This is a genomic window from Micromonospora sp. WMMD729 (assembly GCF_049315225.1).
Taxonomy (GTDB): Bacteria; Actinomycetota; Actinomycetes; order Mycobacteriales; family Micromonosporaceae; genus Micromonospora.
The window spans coordinates 808,269-824,931 of the sequence record NZ_CP186059.1 but is presented as its reverse complement, the minus strand read 5'-3'; the positions used below and the strand labels follow the sequence as shown (position 1 = coordinate 824,931).

The 16,663-nt window shown below is 72.2% G+C and carries 13 protein-coding genes; 5 read left to right on the top strand and 8 right to left on the bottom strand.

Annotation, left to right across the window (positions count from 1 at the left end; genetic code table 11):
• Positions 1 to 75: 75 nt before the first annotated feature.
• Together ACN263_RS03855 and pruA are read right to left on the bottom strand one after the other, a co-directional pair.
• Positions 76 to 591: a PadR family transcriptional regulator gene (locus tag ACN263_RS03855; protein ID WP_007455856.1), complete on the bottom strand. Its 516-nt coding sequence runs from the start codon at positions 589 to 591 to the stop codon at positions 76 to 78.
• A 176-nt stretch (positions 592 to 767) separates the two neighbouring features.
• The gene (pruA, locus tag ACN263_RS03850; RefSeq protein WP_422738441.1) at positions 768 to 2,396 is read right to left on the bottom strand and encodes an L-glutamate gamma-semialdehyde dehydrogenase; all 1,629 of its coding nucleotides are present in this window, start codon (positions 2,394 to 2,396) and stop codon (positions 768 to 770) included.
• A gap of 542 nt (positions 2,397 to 2,938) precedes the next feature.
• On the opposite strand from pruA, the gene ACN263_RS03845 reads away from it, so the two are divergent.
• Complete coding sequence (locus ACN263_RS03845) at positions 2,939 to 4,039, top strand: hypothetical protein (RefSeq protein ID WP_422738440.1); 1,101 nt, start codon at positions 2,939 to 2,941, stop codon at positions 4,037 to 4,039.
• A gap of 97 nt (positions 4,040 to 4,136) precedes the next feature.
• On the opposite strand, the gene ACN263_RS03840 is transcribed toward ACN263_RS03845, so the two are convergent.
• Entirely contained in the window at positions 4,137 to 4,646 is a 510-nt protein-coding gene (locus tag ACN263_RS03840; RefSeq protein WP_422738439.1) for a DUF6912 family protein, read from the bottom strand.
• Between the two features lie 203 nt (positions 4,647 to 4,849).
• On the opposite strand from ACN263_RS03840, the gene ACN263_RS03835 reads away from it, so the two are divergent.
• Both ACN263_RS03835 and ACN263_RS03830 read left to right on the top strand, forming a co-directional pair.
• The gene (locus ACN263_RS03835) at positions 4,850 to 5,077 is read left to right on the top strand and encodes a helix-turn-helix transcriptional regulator (RefSeq protein WP_053657286.1); all 228 of its coding nucleotides are present in this window, start codon (positions 4,850 to 4,852) and stop codon (positions 5,075 to 5,077) included.
• 221 nt (positions 5,078 to 5,298) lie between these two features.
• Entirely contained in the window at positions 5,299 to 5,883 is a 585-nt protein-coding gene (locus tag ACN263_RS03830; RefSeq protein ID WP_422738438.1) for an Rv3235 family protein, read from the top strand.
• A gap of 178 nt (positions 5,884 to 6,061) precedes the next feature.
• On the opposite strand, the gene secA is transcribed toward ACN263_RS03830, so the two are convergent.
• Positions 6,062 to 8,989, bottom strand: coding sequence for a preprotein translocase subunit SecA (gene secA / locus ACN263_RS03825; RefSeq protein WP_422738437.1), 2,928 nt, complete (start codon positions 8,987 to 8,989; stop codon positions 6,062 to 6,064).
• Positions 8,990 to 9,157: 168 nt separating this feature from the next.
• On the opposite strand from secA, the gene ACN263_RS03820 reads away from it, so the two are divergent.
• On the top strand, positions 9,158 to 10,309 hold the full coding sequence (locus ACN263_RS03820; protein WP_422738436.1) for a GNAT family N-acetyltransferase: 1,152 nt from the start codon (positions 9,158 to 9,160) through the stop codon (positions 10,307 to 10,309).
• Positions 10,306 to 11,421: a GNAT family N-acetyltransferase gene (locus ACN263_RS03815; protein WP_422738435.1), complete on the top strand. Its 1,116-nt coding sequence runs from the start codon at positions 10,306 to 10,308 to the stop codon at positions 11,419 to 11,421. The genes ACN263_RS03820 and ACN263_RS03815 overlap by 4 nt, the downstream gene beginning before the upstream one ends.
• A 63-nt stretch (positions 11,422 to 11,484) precedes the next feature.
• Here ACN263_RS03815 and hpf read toward each other — a convergent pair whose 3' ends face one another.
• The 4 genes from hpf to mtrB all read right to left on the bottom strand — a co-directional run bounded on the left by hpf (position 11,485) and on the right by mtrB (position 16,655).
• The gene (gene hpf / locus ACN263_RS03810) at positions 11,485 to 12,111 is read right to left on the bottom strand and encodes a ribosome hibernation-promoting factor, HPF/YfiA family (protein ID WP_422738434.1); all 627 of its coding nucleotides are present in this window, start codon (positions 12,109 to 12,111) and stop codon (positions 11,485 to 11,487) included.
• Between the two features lie 245 nt (positions 12,112 to 12,356).
• Positions 12,357 to 13,085: a ComF family protein gene (locus ACN263_RS03805; protein WP_422738433.1), complete on the bottom strand. Its 729-nt coding sequence runs from the start codon at positions 13,083 to 13,085 to the stop codon at positions 12,357 to 12,359.
• A gap of 4 nt (positions 13,086 to 13,089) precedes the next feature.
• A complete protein-coding gene (locus tag ACN263_RS03800) occupies positions 13,090 to 14,907 on the bottom strand; it encodes an LpqB family beta-propeller domain-containing protein (protein WP_422738432.1) in 1,818 nt (605 codons plus the stop codon).
• On the bottom strand, positions 14,904 to 16,655 hold the full coding sequence (mtrB, locus tag ACN263_RS03795; protein ID WP_422738431.1) for an MtrAB system histidine kinase MtrB: 1,752 nt from the start codon (positions 16,653 to 16,655) through the stop codon (positions 14,904 to 14,906). The genes ACN263_RS03800 and mtrB overlap by 4 nt, the downstream gene beginning before the upstream one ends.
• Positions 16,656 to 16,663: the final 8 nt, after the last annotated feature.

Below are 16,663 nucleotides of genomic sequence, written 5' to 3'. Positions count from 1 at the left end.
CCCGCAGGTCCGCGCCATGTCGGCACTGTGCCGCGGCCGGAGCAGCGCGTTCCCCGTCGGCGGATCCGCCGATCGTCACCCGACGGGGGCGGACTTCAGCCACGACAGGGCCGCCCGGTGGTAGGCGACGGCGAACTCCAGCGCGCTGGCGTCGTACGTCTCGCCGTCCCGTTTGGCGTTCTTGACCTGTTCCCGCACCTGGGCGAGGGCCTCGGTGTGGTATTCGTTGGCCGAGGCGTACAGGCTCTTGAGCTGACTGGACGAGTGGAGGTTGCCGAAGGCCATCCGGAGCGCGATCGGGTTGCGGATGGTGTCCCGCCCCGGGTTCTCCGCCAGCCAGCGGGAAAACGTCCGTTTCCCGCTGGCGGTGAGCGCGTACGGCTGGCTCATTCGGGGGCCCGGCTTGCCGAGCCGCACGTAGCCCCGCTCGGCCAGGACCGGCAATTCGCGGTAGACCTGACTGCGGGTCATCGACCAGTAGGGCGCCAGCCGGCGCTCTGCGGCGGCCATCAACTGACCGCCTGTCATGGGACCCTCGTGGAGCAGCCCGAGAAGGGCCGCCGCCGTGGGGTTGACTCCGGATTCCGCCATGCCCGTTACGCTGCCACTTTGCGCTGCCGGCGTCCAGGATTTGGCGGTTTGCCACCCAAGAAGGACTTCCTAAGTGCACTGTCGGCGGCAGACTGTCCGTTGAGGACTATCGATGGCTTGCCGCCCTGGGCCGCCCGCCGACGGCGCTACGCGCGCCGCCGGCGGGTCACCGCAGGTCAGCCCATGTGCGGGTAGGTGTGGTCGGTCGGCGGCACGAAGGTCTCCTTGATCGTCCGCGGCGACACCCAGCGGACCAGGTTGAGCCAGGACCCCGCCTTGTCGTTGGTGCCGCTGGCGCGGGCCCCACCGAAGGGCTGCTGCCCGACGACCGCACCGGTCGGCTTGTCGTTGATGTAGAAGTTGCCGGCCGCGTACCGCATCCGCTCGGCGACCGAGTCGACCACCTGCCGGTCGGTGGCGAACACCGACCCGGTCAGCGCGTACGGGGCGATCGACTCGGCCTGCGCGACCACCTCGTCGAAGCGGGCGTCGTCGAACACGTGCACGCCCAGGATCGGCCCGAAGTACTCGGTGGTGAACGTCTCGTGCGCGACGTCGGAGCACTCGAAGAGCGTCGGCCGGACGAAGTAGCCGACCGAGTCGTCGGCCGTGCCACCGGCCAGCACCCGGCAGCTGGCGTCCCCGTTGATCAGCTCCAGCGCGGCGGTGTGCCGGGCGAACGCCTTGTCGTCGATCACCGCGCCACCGAAGTTGCCGAAGTCGGCCACGTCGCCGTAGGTCAGCGAGTCGGCGGTGGCGGCCAGCCGGTCACGCAGGCCACCCTCCCAGATCGAGCGCGGCACGTACGCCCGGGAGGCGGCCGAGCACTTCTGGCCCTGGTACTCGTACGCGCCGCGGATCAGCGCGGTGTGCAGCGCGTCCACGTCGGCGCTGGTGTGCGCGACCACGAAGTCCTTGCCGCCGGTCTCGCCGACCAGCCGCGGGTAGCCCCGGTAACGCGCGATGTTGTCGCCGACGGTCTTCCACAGGTGCTGGAAGACCTTCGTCGAGCCGGTGAAGTGGATACCGGCCAGGTCCGGGTCGGCGAGCACGACATCGGAGACCTCCTCACCCCGGCCGGTCACCATGTTGATCACACCGGGCGGCAGGCCGGCCGCCTCGAAGAGCCGCATGGTGAAGTGCGCCGCGAACTGCTGGGTCGGGCCCGGCTTCCAGATCACCGTGTTGCCCAGCAGCGCCGGCGCGGACGGCAGGTTGCCGGCGATGGCGGTGAAGTTGAACGGGGTGACCGCGTAGACGAAGCCCTCCAGCGGGCGGTGGTCGAAGCGGTTCCAGACCCCGGGCGACGACGCCGGCTGCTCCTCGAGCAGGCGCCGGGCGAAGTGCACGTTGAAGCGCAGGAAGTCGATGAACTCGCAGGCCGAGTCGATCTCCGCCTGGATCGCGGTCTTCGACTGGCCGAGCATGGTGGCGGCGTTGAGGGTGTCCCGCCAGGGGCCGGCGAGCAGTTCGGCGGCGCGCAGGAAGATCGCGGCCCGCTCCTCGAACGGCAGCGCCCGCCACATCGGCGCGGCGTCCTTGGCCGCCTTGATCGCGGCGCGGGCGTCGTCGTGGGAAGCGTGCGCGGTCACGCCGAGCACGTGGGCGTGCTGGTGCGGCTGCACCACGTTGATCGGGTCACCGGCCGCCATCCGCTGCTCCCCGCCGATGGTCATCGGCAGGTCGATGCGCTCGGCGGCCAACTCGGTCAGCCGCCGCTGCAGCCGCTCGCGGTCTGCGCTGCCCGGCTCGTAGTTGCGAACCGGCTCGTTGCGCGGCTCGGGAACGGAGAACACGGCATCCATCAAGGCTCCTGGCGATCTCGACAGCGGTGGCGAAACCGGACCCGCGGGCACCGACCGGATAGCCGGACACCGGACGCCGCGCGGGGTGGCCGAGCAGCGGCGGGACCTCCCGCGATTGTTTCACGCGTCGGTCCTGGCCCTACCGCCGCCGTCACTGCCTGGCGAAGGACCGCTACACCCTCCCTCTCCTTACCGCTCGCCGTGGTGGGCTGGGGCGACCGTCCCCGGCTCCGGGCGGTCAGGCTTGATCCCTCCGCCGGGGACGCTCGCCCCAGCCCCGACGTTGGTCGCGGTCCGCGCGTCCGTCGCGCTTCCTTCTGGGGTACGCCTCGACACCTTCTGAGGTACGCCTCGACGCGCCGCCCGTTCTGTGAGGCTGCAACCGTTGTCCCGCCCCTGGGCCGGTTGACTTTGCTCGACTTGGCCTGGTGGCTTGGCTGGGCCGGTTGGTGCGTACCCGTGGGGTGTGGCTCGTTCGGTGGGGGGCGCGGTGGTCCGCGTACCCTGAATGGTCGGTGACCTGGTGCCTCGAAGGGGAGACGATGACCAAGCAGCCCGGCCGCGACTCAGCCGCGGAGTCGGACCAGCCGGCGGTCGACGCGACCACCTCGACCACACGGCCGGTCCCGGCGCCCGGCGCGGCGGTGCTCGCGCTGCTGGCGCTCGGCTGGCTGGCCGCCATGCTCTGGTCGACCCGGGAGGCCATCACCTCGGCGGCGGCCGGCATCACCGCGATCAGCCTGTCCGCGTTCGCCCTGCCCGGCGTGATCTCGGCCGCGCTGGTGGCCGGCGCGGCCACCGCGCTGGCCTTCGGCAACCTGCTGTTCCGCCGCTACGGCGAGTGGACGACGCTGCGCTTCGTCGGCGCGATCGGGGCCGGGATGCTGGTCGGGCTGGTCGCCGCGGTGGCGATCAACCTCACCTACTTCGACACCTCGACCACGAACGTGATCGCCGGCACCACCGCGGCCGCCGCGATCATCGGCGGGGCGATCGCGGGCGCCCGGACCGCTCCGGCGGTCGGCGCGGTGGTGACCGCCGCCCTGGGCACGCTGATCTTCGTGGTGGCGTTCAGCCGTGCCCGGGATCCGCTGTTCGACCTCTTCGGCGCGGGCGACACCCAGCAGTCGCTTGTCGACGCGGCCAAGTGGGTGTCCCGCACCGAGTCTCTGCTCGGCGGCCTGCTGGCCGGACTGCTCGCCTTCGGCTACCTCACCTGGGCGCGGCGTCGGGCGCTGCGGCGCGATCCGCTGACGCCCGCGCTGCGCTGGCCGGCGTACCTGCTCGCGGGCGCCGGACCGGGTCTGCTCCTGCTGCTCGCCGAGGTGATCATCCGGATCGGTGGCCGCTCGCTGCTGGACCTGGCCAGCGCGCTCAGCGAGGCCGACGCGGTGGCACAGACGTCGCTGGGCACCTCGCGGGTGGACAACGGCATCTGGGTGCTGTTCGTGGGGGCGCTGACCGCGCTCGTCGCGTTCGGCCGGACGCTCGGCCCGGCGCGCGGCGACGACGAGCCGGCCACCGCCGACCAGGCCGGTTCCGAGCCCTCCAGGACGTCGACGCCGTCGGCCGACGCCGACTCGGCACCGGCCGCCGACTCCGGCTCCGACGCCGACCCGGCCCAGGCCGACGCGGCCCGCTGACCGTCGGCGCGGGCCCAGGGCGTGTGTCAAAGCCCCTGGCCGGCCTGCGGCGGGCCCAGCCGACGCCCGGGCTCGACCGAGGACTTTGACACCCGCCCTAGTCCGCGGTGCGCAGCAGCAGGTCCAGCTCCGTCACGTCGTACCACTCCAGCTCGTGATCCTCGGCGCCGTCGACGGTGAACTGTGCGTCCGGGTCGCCGGCGGCGGCCTCGGCCACCACGTCGGCCGCCGCGGCGACCTCGTCGACCGCGTCCGTGCCGTCGACGTGGATCGCCGCGACGGCGCCCACCGGCACGGTGCCGGTCAACGTCACCAGGCTTGAGCCCAGCTCATCGTCGCCACGGCCGAGCGCGGCGGGCAGCAGGTCGACCGAGACGACCACCCGGCGGCGGGGCGCGGCCGGGTCGGCACGGAGCAGGTGCAGTGCGTCCTGGGCGGCCCGGGTGAACGCGACGTACTCCAACTCCTCCTCGTCGCCCTCGGCGTACCACTCGCGCAGCGCCGGCGTCACCGCGTGCGCGCTGTCGGCGGTCAGCCCGTGCTCGCGCAGGCGGGCCAGCATGGGTACGGTCGCCGGCACGTACACCCGGACAAGCTCGTCGGTCACCGGTCGTCTCCCCGCTCGAGTCCGTGCCGACGGTAGCCGGCACGGGCGCAGATCATGCCGCACGCCGTGACCGTCATACACCCCGCCTCCGGCCGGTGGAAGTTTCCCGCCGGTGTGTCCGACCTGATGGTCGCGGTGCGGGTTGGGTGGCGAGCGCTCCCGGTGGCAAACTGAGGCAAACGACGTCAACCCCGGGAGTTCCTGTGGAGCCGAGGTTCCTGCTGCTCTCCGACGTGGCCGCCGAGCTGAACGTGTCGGACTCGCAGGTCTACCACATGGTCCGCAGCGGGGAGCTGCCGGCGATCAAGATCGGCGGGCGCGGTCAGTGGCGGGTCGAGCGGGCCCGGTTGGAGGAGTACATCGCGCAGAAGTACGCCGAGACCGCCGACTGGGTACGCGGCAACCCGCTCGTCGACCGCGACCCCGAGTAGCGCCCGGCGCGGCGTGCGCCCCACGGGTTGATCGACTCCAGATCCCCGGAGTGGGGCCGTCCTGACCACTGGATACCCCGAGGTCCGGGATCTGGAGTGGATCATGCCAGCCCGAGCGCCCTCTGTGTGGTGGTAGGCATTGACCGGGGACACTTCTTGGCCGAGAATCTAGGGCGGTCGGAGGCAAACGAAAGCAAACGCAAGATCATGGGGAGGCGACGATGAGCGAGCGGCGACCCGGAGCCTCCCGACCACCCGTGCGCCTGCGTCCCGTTCCGCCCATCGATCCGCCGTACCAGGACGAGACGTACTGGTCGGGGCCGACCCACGGCCAACTCGCTCTCGATCTCTTCGCCTCGACGCGACCGGATCCGGTCCGGCCCCCGGTGCGCCGCTCGGTCGCCCGCCGTACGCCCGCGCATCCGGCGGCCAACCACCCGGGCGTGTCCTTGCCGCCGACGACCGCGTCCGAGGCCACCCGGGCCGCGCACCGCTTCGTCGGCACCTGCCTGGAAGTGGTCAACGGCTACCGCTCGCCGGCTCAGGTACGCCCTCTGCTCGACCCGGCCCGGGCCGTCGAACTGCTCACCGAGCTCGCCCGGGCCACCGGGCGGGCCGGGCCGGCACGCCGTCGGGCGACCCGGCCGGCACTGCGGTTGCTCCGACTGCGGGTCTGCGAGCCCCGTGAGGCAGCCGTGGAGGCAGCCGCGGTGGTGAGCGGCCCCGGCGGACGGAGCTGGGCCATGGCGCTGCGCCTGGAGCACCGTCGCGGCCGTTGGCTGTGCACCGCGCTGCACGTCCTCTGACCCGGCACGCCGCCCGCTGATCGACTCGACATGCGGAAAAGCGGGGCATCAACCGGCCGCTGACACACCGACTTCCCGGAAGCGGAGTCGATCACACTGCCCGGCCAGACGTCGGCCGGCCGCAGACGCCGATGGGCCCCGGCCTTGTCGGCCGGGGCCCATCGGGACGCGGTGTCGGTCAGTTGCCGCCGTTGGGCGCGCCGTGGCAGCGCTTGTACTTGCGACCCGAGCCGCACGGGCACGGCGCGTTGCGGGACGGGCCGTTGCTGGCGTCGGCCTGGTTGGGTGCCGGACGCCGGGACCCGGCCGTCGGGAGCGTCGGGCCACGCAGCCCCGATGCCGGCCGCTGCGGGGCGGACGGCGCGCTCTGCCCAGGTGCCGCCGGAGCCCCCTGGGCCGGGCGGCCCAGGCCGAGCGCCGGTGCCTGCTGCTGCTCCTGCTCGATGGCGACGGCACCGGGGCTGGCCTCGCCGTCGATGGTCGGGGCGGAGTACTGCAGGCCCTGCCGCCGCGGTGCCTGGTTGAGGCCCTTGGCGCGGATCTCGACCGGCTTGTCGAGCAGCTTGACCTCTTCCGAGTCGGCGTCGGGCTCCGGCTCGGTGACCTGGACGTCGATGTTGTAGAGGAAACCGACGGTCTCCTCCTTGATGCCGTCCATCATGCTGGCGAACATGTCGAAGCCCTCGCGCTGGTACTCCACCACGGGGTCGCGCTGGGCGTACGCCCGGAGGTTGATGCCCTCCTGGAGGTAGTCCATCTCGTACAGGTGCTCGCGCCACTTGCGGTCGATCACCTGGAGCAGCACCATCCGCTCGAGCTGGCGCACCCCTTCGGTGCCGAGCTCCTCCTCGCGGCGGTCGTACGCGGCGTTCGCGTCGTCCTTGAGACGGGCGACCAGGAAGTCGGCGTCCATGCCGGCCCGGGAACCGCCGGCCTCCTCCTCCAGCTCCTCGATCGTCACGCCGACCGGGTAGAGCTGCTTGAGGCTGGACCACAGCTGTTCGAGGTCCCAGTCCTCGCCGTAGCCCTCCGAGGTGGCGCCCCGCACGTACGCCTCGACGGTGTCGTCGATCATGTTGCGGACCTGGTCGGACAGGTCCTCGCCGTTGAGCACCCGCAGCCGCTCGGCGTAGACGACCTGGCGCTGCTTGTTGAGCACCTCGTCGTACTTCAGCACGTTCTTGCGGATCTCGGCGTTCTGGCCCTCGATCTGGGCCTGGGCGCTCTTGATCTGGCGGGTGACCATCTTCGACTCGATGGGCACGTCCTCCGGGATGTTGAAGCGCTCCATGACGGCCTCGACCGCGCCGGCCCGGAAGCGGCGCATCAGCTCGTCCTGGAGGGACAGGTAGAACCGGGACTCACCCGGGTCACCCTGCCGGCCGGCACGACCGCGCAGCTGGTTGTCGATCCGCCGGGACTCGTGCCGCTCGGTCCCCAGCACGTACAGCCCACCGGCGGCGGCGACCTCGTCCGCCTCGGCGTCGCAGGCCTGCTTCCAGGTGGGCAGGACCTCCTCCATCGCCTTGGCGTAGTCTTCCTCGTTCTCCAGCGGGTCGAGGCCGCGCTGGCGCAGCTCGTTCGCCGCCAGGAACTCGGGGTTGCCGCCGAGCAGGATGTCCGTGCCACGGCCGGCCATGTTGGTGGCGACGGTGACCGCGCCCTTGCGCCCGGCCTGGGCGACGATCTCCGCCTCCCGGGCGTGGAACTTGGCGTTCAACACGTTGTGCGGGATGCCCCGGCGGCGCAGCAACTGGGAGAGGATCTCGGAATTCTCCACCGAGACGGTGCCGACGAGCACCGGCTGACCCATCTGGTGCCGCTCCGCGATGTCCTCGATGACCGCGTTGAACTTGGCCTTCTCGGTCTTGTAGATGACGTCCGGCCGGTCCTCGCGGACCATCGGGCGGTGGGTCGGGATGGTCACGACGCCGACCTTGTAGACCTTGTTGAACTCGCTCGCCTCGGTCTGCGCCGTACCGGTCATGCCGGACAACTTGTTGTAGAGGCGGAAGTAGTTCTGGAGGGTGATCGTGGCAAGAGTCTGGTTCTCCTGCTTGATCTCCACCCCCTCCTTGGCCTCGATCGCCTGGTGCATGCCCTCGTTGTAGCGACGGCCGTGCAGGATGCGACCGGTGAACTCGTCGACGATCAGAACCTCACCGTCGCTGACGATGTAGTCCTTGTCGCGCTTGTAGAGCTCCTTGGCCTTGATCGCGTTGTTGAGGTAGCCGACCAGCGGGGTGTTCACCGACTCGTACAGGTTGTCGATGCCGAGCCGGTCCTCGACCTTGGCGACACCGCGTTCGGTGACCGCGACGGTCCGCTTGGAGTGGTCGACCTCGTAGTCGCCCTCGCCGTCGGTGCCGGGCTGGAGCCGGGCCACCACGCCCGCGAACTCGCCGTACCAGCGGGCCGAGTGCTCGGCCGGGCCGGAGATGATCAGCGGGGTACGCGCCTCGTCGATCAGGATCGAGTCGACCTCGTCGACGACCGCGAAGTTGTGGCCCCGCTGCACCAGCTCGTCCTTCGACCAGGCCATGTTGTCGCGCAGGTAGTCGAAGCCGAACTCGTTGTTGGTGCCGTAGGTGATGTCGCACTCGTAGGCGGCCTTGTGCTCGGCGGCCGGCCGGTTGGGCAGCACCACGCCGACGGTCAGCCCGAGGAACTCGTGCACCCGACCCATCCAGGCCGCGTCACGCTGGGCGAGGTAGTCGTTGACGGTGACCACGTGCACGCCGTCGCCGGAGAGCGCGTTGAGGTAGACGGCCATGACCGAGGTCAGCGTCTTGCCCTCACCGGTCTTCATCTCGGCGATGTTGCCGAAGTGCAGTGCCGCGCCGCCCATCACCTGGACGTCGTACGGCCGCTGGCCGAGCACCCGGGCGGCCGCCTCGCGGGCCACCGCGAACGCCTCGGGCAGCAGGTCGTCGAGGGTCTCGCCGTCGGCGAGCCGCTCGCGGAACTGCTCGGTCATGCCGCGCAGCTCCTCGTCGGTGAGGTTGACGTAGTCGTCCTCGATCGAGCTGACGGCGGCGGCGATGGCCTTGAGCCGGCGCACCATGCGGCCCTCGCCCGCGTTAAGGACCTTTTCCAGAATCGACACGGATCAACGCTCCCCTAGACAGTCTCGAACCATCGTAGGCGCAACATCGGCGCGATGGTCACTGGTGGCGGCGGTCCGTTCCGCCGAACCCGACATAACACGCGCACGGGCCGGGCCCGGGACGTTATCCGGTTACGCCCAGGGCGAACGTTCCGGCACGATGCACGGGTGGAACCTGCGGAGATCATCGAGGACGGGGTGCTGCTGCGGCCCTGGCGGGAGGCGGACGCCGAGGGCGTACACCGAGCCTGCCAGGACGGGGACATTCAGCGGTGGACCACCGTGCCGCGCCCGTACCGTCTCGAACACGCCCACGACTTCGTCACCCGGATGAGCCCACGGGCCTGGGCGGACGGCACCGGAGCGCCGTTCGCGGTCTGCGACGCGGCCACCGGCGATCTGCTCGGCTCGTGCGGGCTGATCTCCATCGACAGCGCCGGCACCGGCGAGATCGGCTACTGGACGGCCCCCTGGGCGCGCGGCCGTGGGGTGACCGTCCGGGCCGCCCGGGCGGTGTCCCGCTGGTCGTTCGAGAAGCTCGGGCTGCGCCGGCTGCTCTGGCAGGCCGAAGTGGGCAACCATGCCTCCCGGCTGGTCGCGCTCCGGGCCGGATTCCGGATCGACGGCCGGGTACGGCTGGCGAACCCGGCACCGGACGGCGGCGTGGACGGCTGGATCGGCTCGCTGCTGCCGGGCGAGGTGCCCGAGGCCGGGTCGACCGGTCCGGCCGCCCGGGGCACCCTGGCGGCGCGCCGGGCCGCCGTCTTCGGCCGCCCGCAACCCGTCCTGTTCGCCGCCTCGGCGAGCGGCGAGCTGCGGCTCCGGCCCATGGAGGAGCGCGATCTCGACGCCATCGTGCAGACCTGCCGGGACCCGGAGACGATCCGCTGGACCACCGTTCCCGACCCGTACGACCGCTCCGACGCCAAGGGATACCGGGACTACGCCCAGGCCGCCTGGGCCCGCGGGGACTCCGCCTGCTTCGTGATCGCCGACCCGGACGACAGCTACGCCGGCACGGTGGACCTGCGGCTCTCTCCCGCCGATCCGCTGCTGGCGGACGTGGGATTCATGGTCGCCCCGGCCGTGCGCGGGCGGGGCTACCTGCCGGCCGCGCTGCTCGCGCTCAGCGCCTGGGGCTTCACCACCCTGGGCCTGGCCCGGATCGAGTGGAAGGCGAACGTCGGCAACACCTCGTCCCGCCGGGCCGCCGAGAAGGCGGGCTTCACGGTCGAGGGGACCGCCCGGGGTGGCGTGTCACACCGGGGTGAGCGGGTCGACGCCTGGGTGGGCGCGCTGCTCGCCGAGGACCTGACGTGACGGGCGTGCCGCCGGTCGTCGAGGCGTACGGGGTACGGCTGCGGCCGTTCCGCGCCGACGACGTCGCGGACCTGGTCGACGGCTGCGCCGACCCGCTCAGCCAGCGGTTCGTGTCCACCATGCCGTCCCCGTACACCGAGGTGGACGCCCGCTGGTGGGTGGAGGCCGGCGCGCCGGCGGTCTGGGCCGGCGGTGGCGCGGCGTACGCCATCGCGGACCCGGCCACCGACCGGCTGCTCGGCGGCGCCGGGTTGAGCAACCCGGTGCCCGCCCGGCGGCAGGTAGACATCGGGTACTGGCTGCGACCGGCGGCGCGCGGACGCGGGCTGGCCGCTGCCGCGACCCGGGCGCTGAGCGAGCACGCCTTCGCCGCCGGGACGGTACGGCTGGAGCTGCACACCGAGGCGGAGAACGCGGCCAGCCAGCGCGTCGCGCTGGCCGCCGGCTTCCGCTACGAGGGCCTGCGCCGGTCCGCCGGCGAACGCCGGGACGGCAGCCGGTACGACCTGCTGACCTGGGTACGCCTCGCCGACGATCCCCCCGGCCCGACCCCGCGGCTGCTACCGGACCTGCCCGACGGGGTGCTCACCGATCGGGTGGTGGCGCTGCGCCCGCTCGCTCCGGACGACGTGGAGCTGATGTACGGGCTGCACAGCCGGCCGGAGGTGGTGGCCAACCAGGCCCCTCCGGTGCCGCCGACGCGGGAGTCGATCGAGCGGCGGTGCCGGCTGGCCGCGAGCGGGTGGCTGACCGGCGACATCGCCCGACTCGTGATCGTCGACGTGGCGACCGGCGAGCCGGCGGGCAGTTGCGGCCTGTCGTACACCGAGGTGACCAGCGGGGAGGGGTCGATCGGCTACGCGCTGCTCCCACGGTGGCGAGGGCACGGGTACGCCACCCGGGCGGTCCGGCTCCTCGCGGCCTGGGCGTTCGGGCCGGCCGGGTTCGCCCGGCTGACGGCTGGCACGGTGCCGGAGAACACCGCCTCGCACCGCGTGTTGGAGCGGGTCGGCTTCCGGCGCGAGGGCCTGCAACGGGGTCGGCTGCCCGGCCTGGAGGGCGCTCGCCTCGACGACCTGACCTTCGCCCTGCTCCCGGGCGACCTGCGCTGACGGAACACGGGGGCCGTGACGGGCGACCGCCACGACCCCCGTGTGCGACGGGACGGACCCGCCTCAGGTGTCGAGGGAGATGATGCCGTAGTCGTAGGCGTGCCGTCGGTAGACGACGCTGGGGCGGCCGGTCTCCTTGTCCTGGAAGAGGTAGAAGTCGTGGCCGACCAGTTCCATCTGGAACAACGCGTCGTCGATGGTCATGGGCTCGGCCGGGTGCACCTTCTCCCGGGCGATGTGCCACGGCTGGTCGTACTCCTCCTCGGCGCGCTCCGCGACGGCGGTGCCGGCACGGACGCCGGACGCGGACAGCGGGGCGGCTACCAGGTCGGTGACCGGCAGGTCGGCGGTGGCGGCGGCCACGGAGATCGGCGCGTGCCGACCACGGTGTACGCGCCGGCGGTCCGCCGCGCGGCGTAGCCGGGTGTCGAGTTTCGCGATGGCGGCGTCGAGCGCGCTGTAGAAGTCGTTCGTGCAGGCCTCGGCCCGGATCACCGGGCCACGGGAGACGCAGGTGATCTCCACCCGCTGGCAGTGATCGGCCTGGCGCGGATTGCGCTCGTGAAACAGCTCGACATCGATGCGAATAATCTTGTGGTCGTAGCGTTCGACCTTTGCGAGTTTCTCGGCTACGTGTACCCGGTAATGGTCCGGCACTTCGACGTTGCGGCCCTTGACCACGATGTCCACGTGACCTCCCTTGTTCGGACGTCTTCGATCCGGTTTCCCGGTCGTGCGCCGTAGGAAGGCCCGCTGGCGTCGACCGGTCAGTACGGCTACGCCTCCTCTCACCGCCGGGGGTGGGATGGAACGACCTCCTACCCCTGACAGCGAAACGCTAACTCCTGTTCGCCCGGCAGTCACCCCATGTCGCCAAGACCGCCCGGGATTTTTCGCACCTCATACACCAACGGGTGAAACGGAAACACGGTGGGTTACGAATGGTGTCTTTTCTCGGTCGCGGCGAGCACCGCGGCGACACCCGGTCGCCATCCGGTCGCGGTCAGCACCCGGGCCGCCGCGGCCAGCGTCACGCCCGTGGTGACGATGTCGTCGAGCAGCACCACGACGGGCCCGCTGCCCGCCGGGCCGGGCCCACTGCCCGCCGGACCGGGCCCATCCGAACCGCCGGAGCGGGGACGGAACGCCGCCTCGGCGGCCGCGGCACGGCCCGCGCTGTCCAGGGTCACCGAGTCGGGCCGGGGCAGCGCCCGCAACGGTCGGTGCACCCGTACCGGCCAGCCGCTCCGGCCCAGCCGCGCCGCGCAGTGCCGGGCCAGCCGGTCCAGGTGGTCGCCGTACCGGGCCCGCGCCGCGGCCGCCGTGTCCGGCACCGGCACCAGCGCCACCGGGCGCACCTCGCCGACCGCCACCGCGACCACCTCGGCCAGCAGCGCGCCGAGCGGACGGGCCAGACCGTGCCGGCCGTGGTCCTTGTACGCCAGCAGCGCCTCCCGCAGCGGACCGGCGTACGGGCCGAGGGCCACGCAGCGCGGCAGGCCGGGCGGGGCGGGTGTGGGGCGAGCGGCCCGGGGGCGCAGCGCGCTCAGCGCCGTCTGGCAGGAGGGGCAGACGGCGTGCCGCAGCCGTTGGTGCCGCTCCCGGCAGCCGGCGCAGTCCGCGGGCAGGACCAGGTCGGCGAGGTCCGCCCAGAGCCCGCGCACGACGTCAGTAGAGGAAGAACGGGGCCGACGGGTTGCTCGGGCGAACTCCGGCCGGCGGCGTGGGAACGTCGCGGACCTGCTCGGGCACGATCCGTTCGGACGGGCTGCTGCGGTAGGCGACCTTGTTCGCCTCGTACATGTACGCCCCGGTGGGCGCCCGCAGGCTGCGGTTGGTGGGGTACGCCGTCAGGTGGTTGACCTTGGCGCCCACGTCGGTGCGCAGCGGCGTCTCCAGGGCGCCGTCGACGCTGATCTCGTAGATCGCCGGCTGGCCGACCGAACCGGCGACCACCAGCCGGTCCTCCCCGATCCAGTCCACCGCCGTCAGGTTGGTCAGGGAGGTGACGAGTGCCCGGGGCGGGCCGATGGACAGTCCGCTGCCGGAGCCATCGAGGGTGAGCGCCGCGACGTAGAGCTGCCCGCCGGCGATCAGCGCGATCCGCTGGCCGTCCAGCGCGGCGGCCACCGCGGTGACGTCCGGCGTGGGCAGGTTGAGCGGCACCTGCGACATCCGGGCGGCCTCGTCGAAGCGGTAGAGGCGACTGTCGGCCACCACCAGACCCTGGGCCGGACGCGTGTCGGCGGTCCGCAACCAGACCGGGCGGCTGATCGAGACGTACTCCCCGGCGCTGCGGCCGAGCGCGGCCACGGTGTCCGCGCCCGCGCCCACCGCGAGTCGCTGCCGGTCCTTGCCGCTGGTCACCACCAGCGCGGCGAGCACCCGGTTGACGCCCCGCGCGAGACCGGCCGACACGATGGCGCGGTTGACCTCGGGCGTGAGGGGCACCACGCCGCTGGGCTCGCCGGCGAAGTCGAGCGGACGGATCGCGCCCTCGTAGACGCCGTACCGCTGCGGGTCCTCCCGGACGGGGTAGAGCGGCTGGGCCTTTCGACGCTCGTCGAGGTCCTGCACGGGCTGCGAATTGTTCCGGATCTTCAGCTCCAGCTCGCCCGGCAGGTCGCCCAGCGACCAGGCGAGCTGCGTGATCACCTGGTCGACCCGGCTCTGGTCGTCGCCGGACATGTCCAGGTTGACCTCCCACCGGTTGTTCGCGCCGGTGGCGTTGTTGATCAGCTCGGTGCCGTCCGGCAGACCGACGACACCCGGCCGCAGCCAGTCGGACGGGCCGCCCACCAACCACCGCACGACCTCGTTGACCCGACGCTCGTCCGGCACCGCGTACGGCAGGTAGCGCTGGTCGGGCACCAGCCGGGTGCGGTCGGAGTTCCAGAAGTAGATCGACTCGTCCTGGTAGTACTGCTGCAGGGCGACGTCACTGAGCAGTAGCGCGTTCGGCGGGTCGAGCAGGTACTGCCCGGCGCGCTCGTCGCTGCCGACGCCACCGAGGGCCGCGCTGCGCAGCCGGAACTCGTACTGCTTCTCGGTCGCCACCGGGGGCGCCAGGGTGCCGTTGGTCCGCAGCACGCCGATCTGCTGCACCGTGATCTTGACGGTGGTGGTGGAGTCGCTGTTGAAGGTGAAGACCGTCTCGCCCAGCCTCACCACGTTCAGCACGACCTCGCTGCCCTGCTTGTCCTGCAGGCGGGGCCGGTGCTCGGGGGCGATGAACGCCTTCACCCGCTCGTACGCCCGGTCCGGCTCGCCGGCGGCGGCGGACAGGAAGTTCCGTACGAAGGCCGCGTTGTCGCTGCCGCTGGCGGTCCGCGACGGCGGCTCGCTGCTGCGGCCGTTGCTCGATCCGGCCCCGGTCGCGGTGCCGGCCTTGCCGTCGACCCGCACGTCGGACGAGGCCGGGATGCCGCACCCGGCGCTGAGCAGCAGCGCCGCGCCGAGCGCGCCGAGCAGTGGCCGAACCCTCACGAGCGCACCTCCGCCCGCTCGCCGCCGTCGGCCGGCGCCGGGTCGATCGCCCGCGCCGGGCCCGGCCCGATGGCCAGCGGGCCGCCGTCGCGCGGACCGCCGAACGGCAGCGCCGCGTCGGCGGGCACCAGCCGCAGCGGCGACGTGGTGAGCCGGTCACCGGCGCGGGCCGGCAGGGTGAGCCGGAACTGGGCGCCCTGACCGGGCGCTCCCCAGGCTTCCAGCCAACCACCGTGCAGGCGGGCGTCCTCCAGGCTGATCGACAGGCCGAGCCCGGTGCCGCCGGTCTGGCGGGCCCGCGACGGGTCCGCCCGCCAGAACCTGTTGAACACCAGCTTCTCCTCACCCACCTTCAGCCCCACCCCGTGGTCCCGGACGGTGATCGCCACTGCGGTCTCGTCGATGCCGAGGGTGATCAGCACCGGGCGGGCCTCGCCGTGCTCGACGGCGTTGCCGACCAGGTTGCGCAGCACCCGTTCGACGCGACGGGGGTCGACCTCGGCGATCACCGGGGTGCTGGGCAGGTCCAGCTCGATCTCCACGCCCACCCGCTCGGCCAGCCCGGCCAACCGGTCGACGACCCGGTGCACCACCGGCACCAGGTCGGTCGGCTCGGCGTCCAGCATGGCGAAGCCCGCGTCGAAGCGGCTGATCTCCAGCAGGTCGGTGAGTAGCTCCTCGAACCGGTCCAGCTCGGCCTGGAGCAGCTCGGCGCTGCGCGCGACCGCCGGGTCGAACTCGTCGCGCTCGGCGAAGATCAGGTCGGCGGCCATCCGTACCGTGGTCAACGGGGTCCGCAGCTCGTGCGAGACGTCGGAGGTGAACCGGCGCTGCAACCGGGACATCTCCTCCAGGCGCAGGATCTGCCGTTGCAGGTTCGTCGCCATCTGGTTGAACGAGGCGGCCAGCAGCGCGAGGTCGTCCTCGCCGTTGACCACCATCCGCTGGTCGAGGAGGCCGGCGGAGAGCCGCTGGGCGGTCCGCGCGGCGACCCGGACCGGATTGACCACCAGCCGGGTGACCAGGGCGGCGAGCAGCCCCAACAGGATCACCAGGGCGATGCCGGTGGCGACGACGGTGGCCCGGGCGTCCGCGGCGGTGGTGTCCTGACGGGTCAACGGCACCAGGTAGTAGAGCTCGATCTGCCCGAAGCTGGTCGGCACCGGCGAGCCGTAGACCAGGTACTTCGTCGACTCGCCGGTGAGCCGGCCGGTCTGGATCTGGCTGGCCACCTTGCCGCTGGCGACCGCGGACCGCAGCTCCTTGCTGATCAGGGGCTGGACGTTGACCGCCGGCGCGGTCCGGGTCTGGATCATCGTCGGATAGTCGGCGGCAGTGATGGCGACCACCACGCCGCCGGTCTGCTGGGGGTCGCCGCCGGCCAGGTAGTTGACCGTGCCGTCGATGGTCTCCTGGAGCTGCGCCTCCTGCGGCTGGCGGTAGAGAGAGACCTGCTTGGCCGCGTACCCGGCGCCGCCCTTGAGCCGTAGTTGGACGTCGGTGCGCGCGTTGTCGAGCAGGATCGTCGTGATCTTGTCAGCGATCAGGTACGCGAAACCGCCCACCAGCAGGCTGGAGGCGACCAACGTGATGGTGACCACCCGGACCTGGAGCGAACGCCGCCAGGTCTGGTGCGCCCGGGCCAGCAGACGCGCGACCCGGCCGCTCAGCACACGCCAGACCTCCCGACCGGCGGCGAGCCGGCGGGCTGCGGTGGTCTGCGGGGGTGGGGGCGGCGAGGTCGACACAGTGTGAC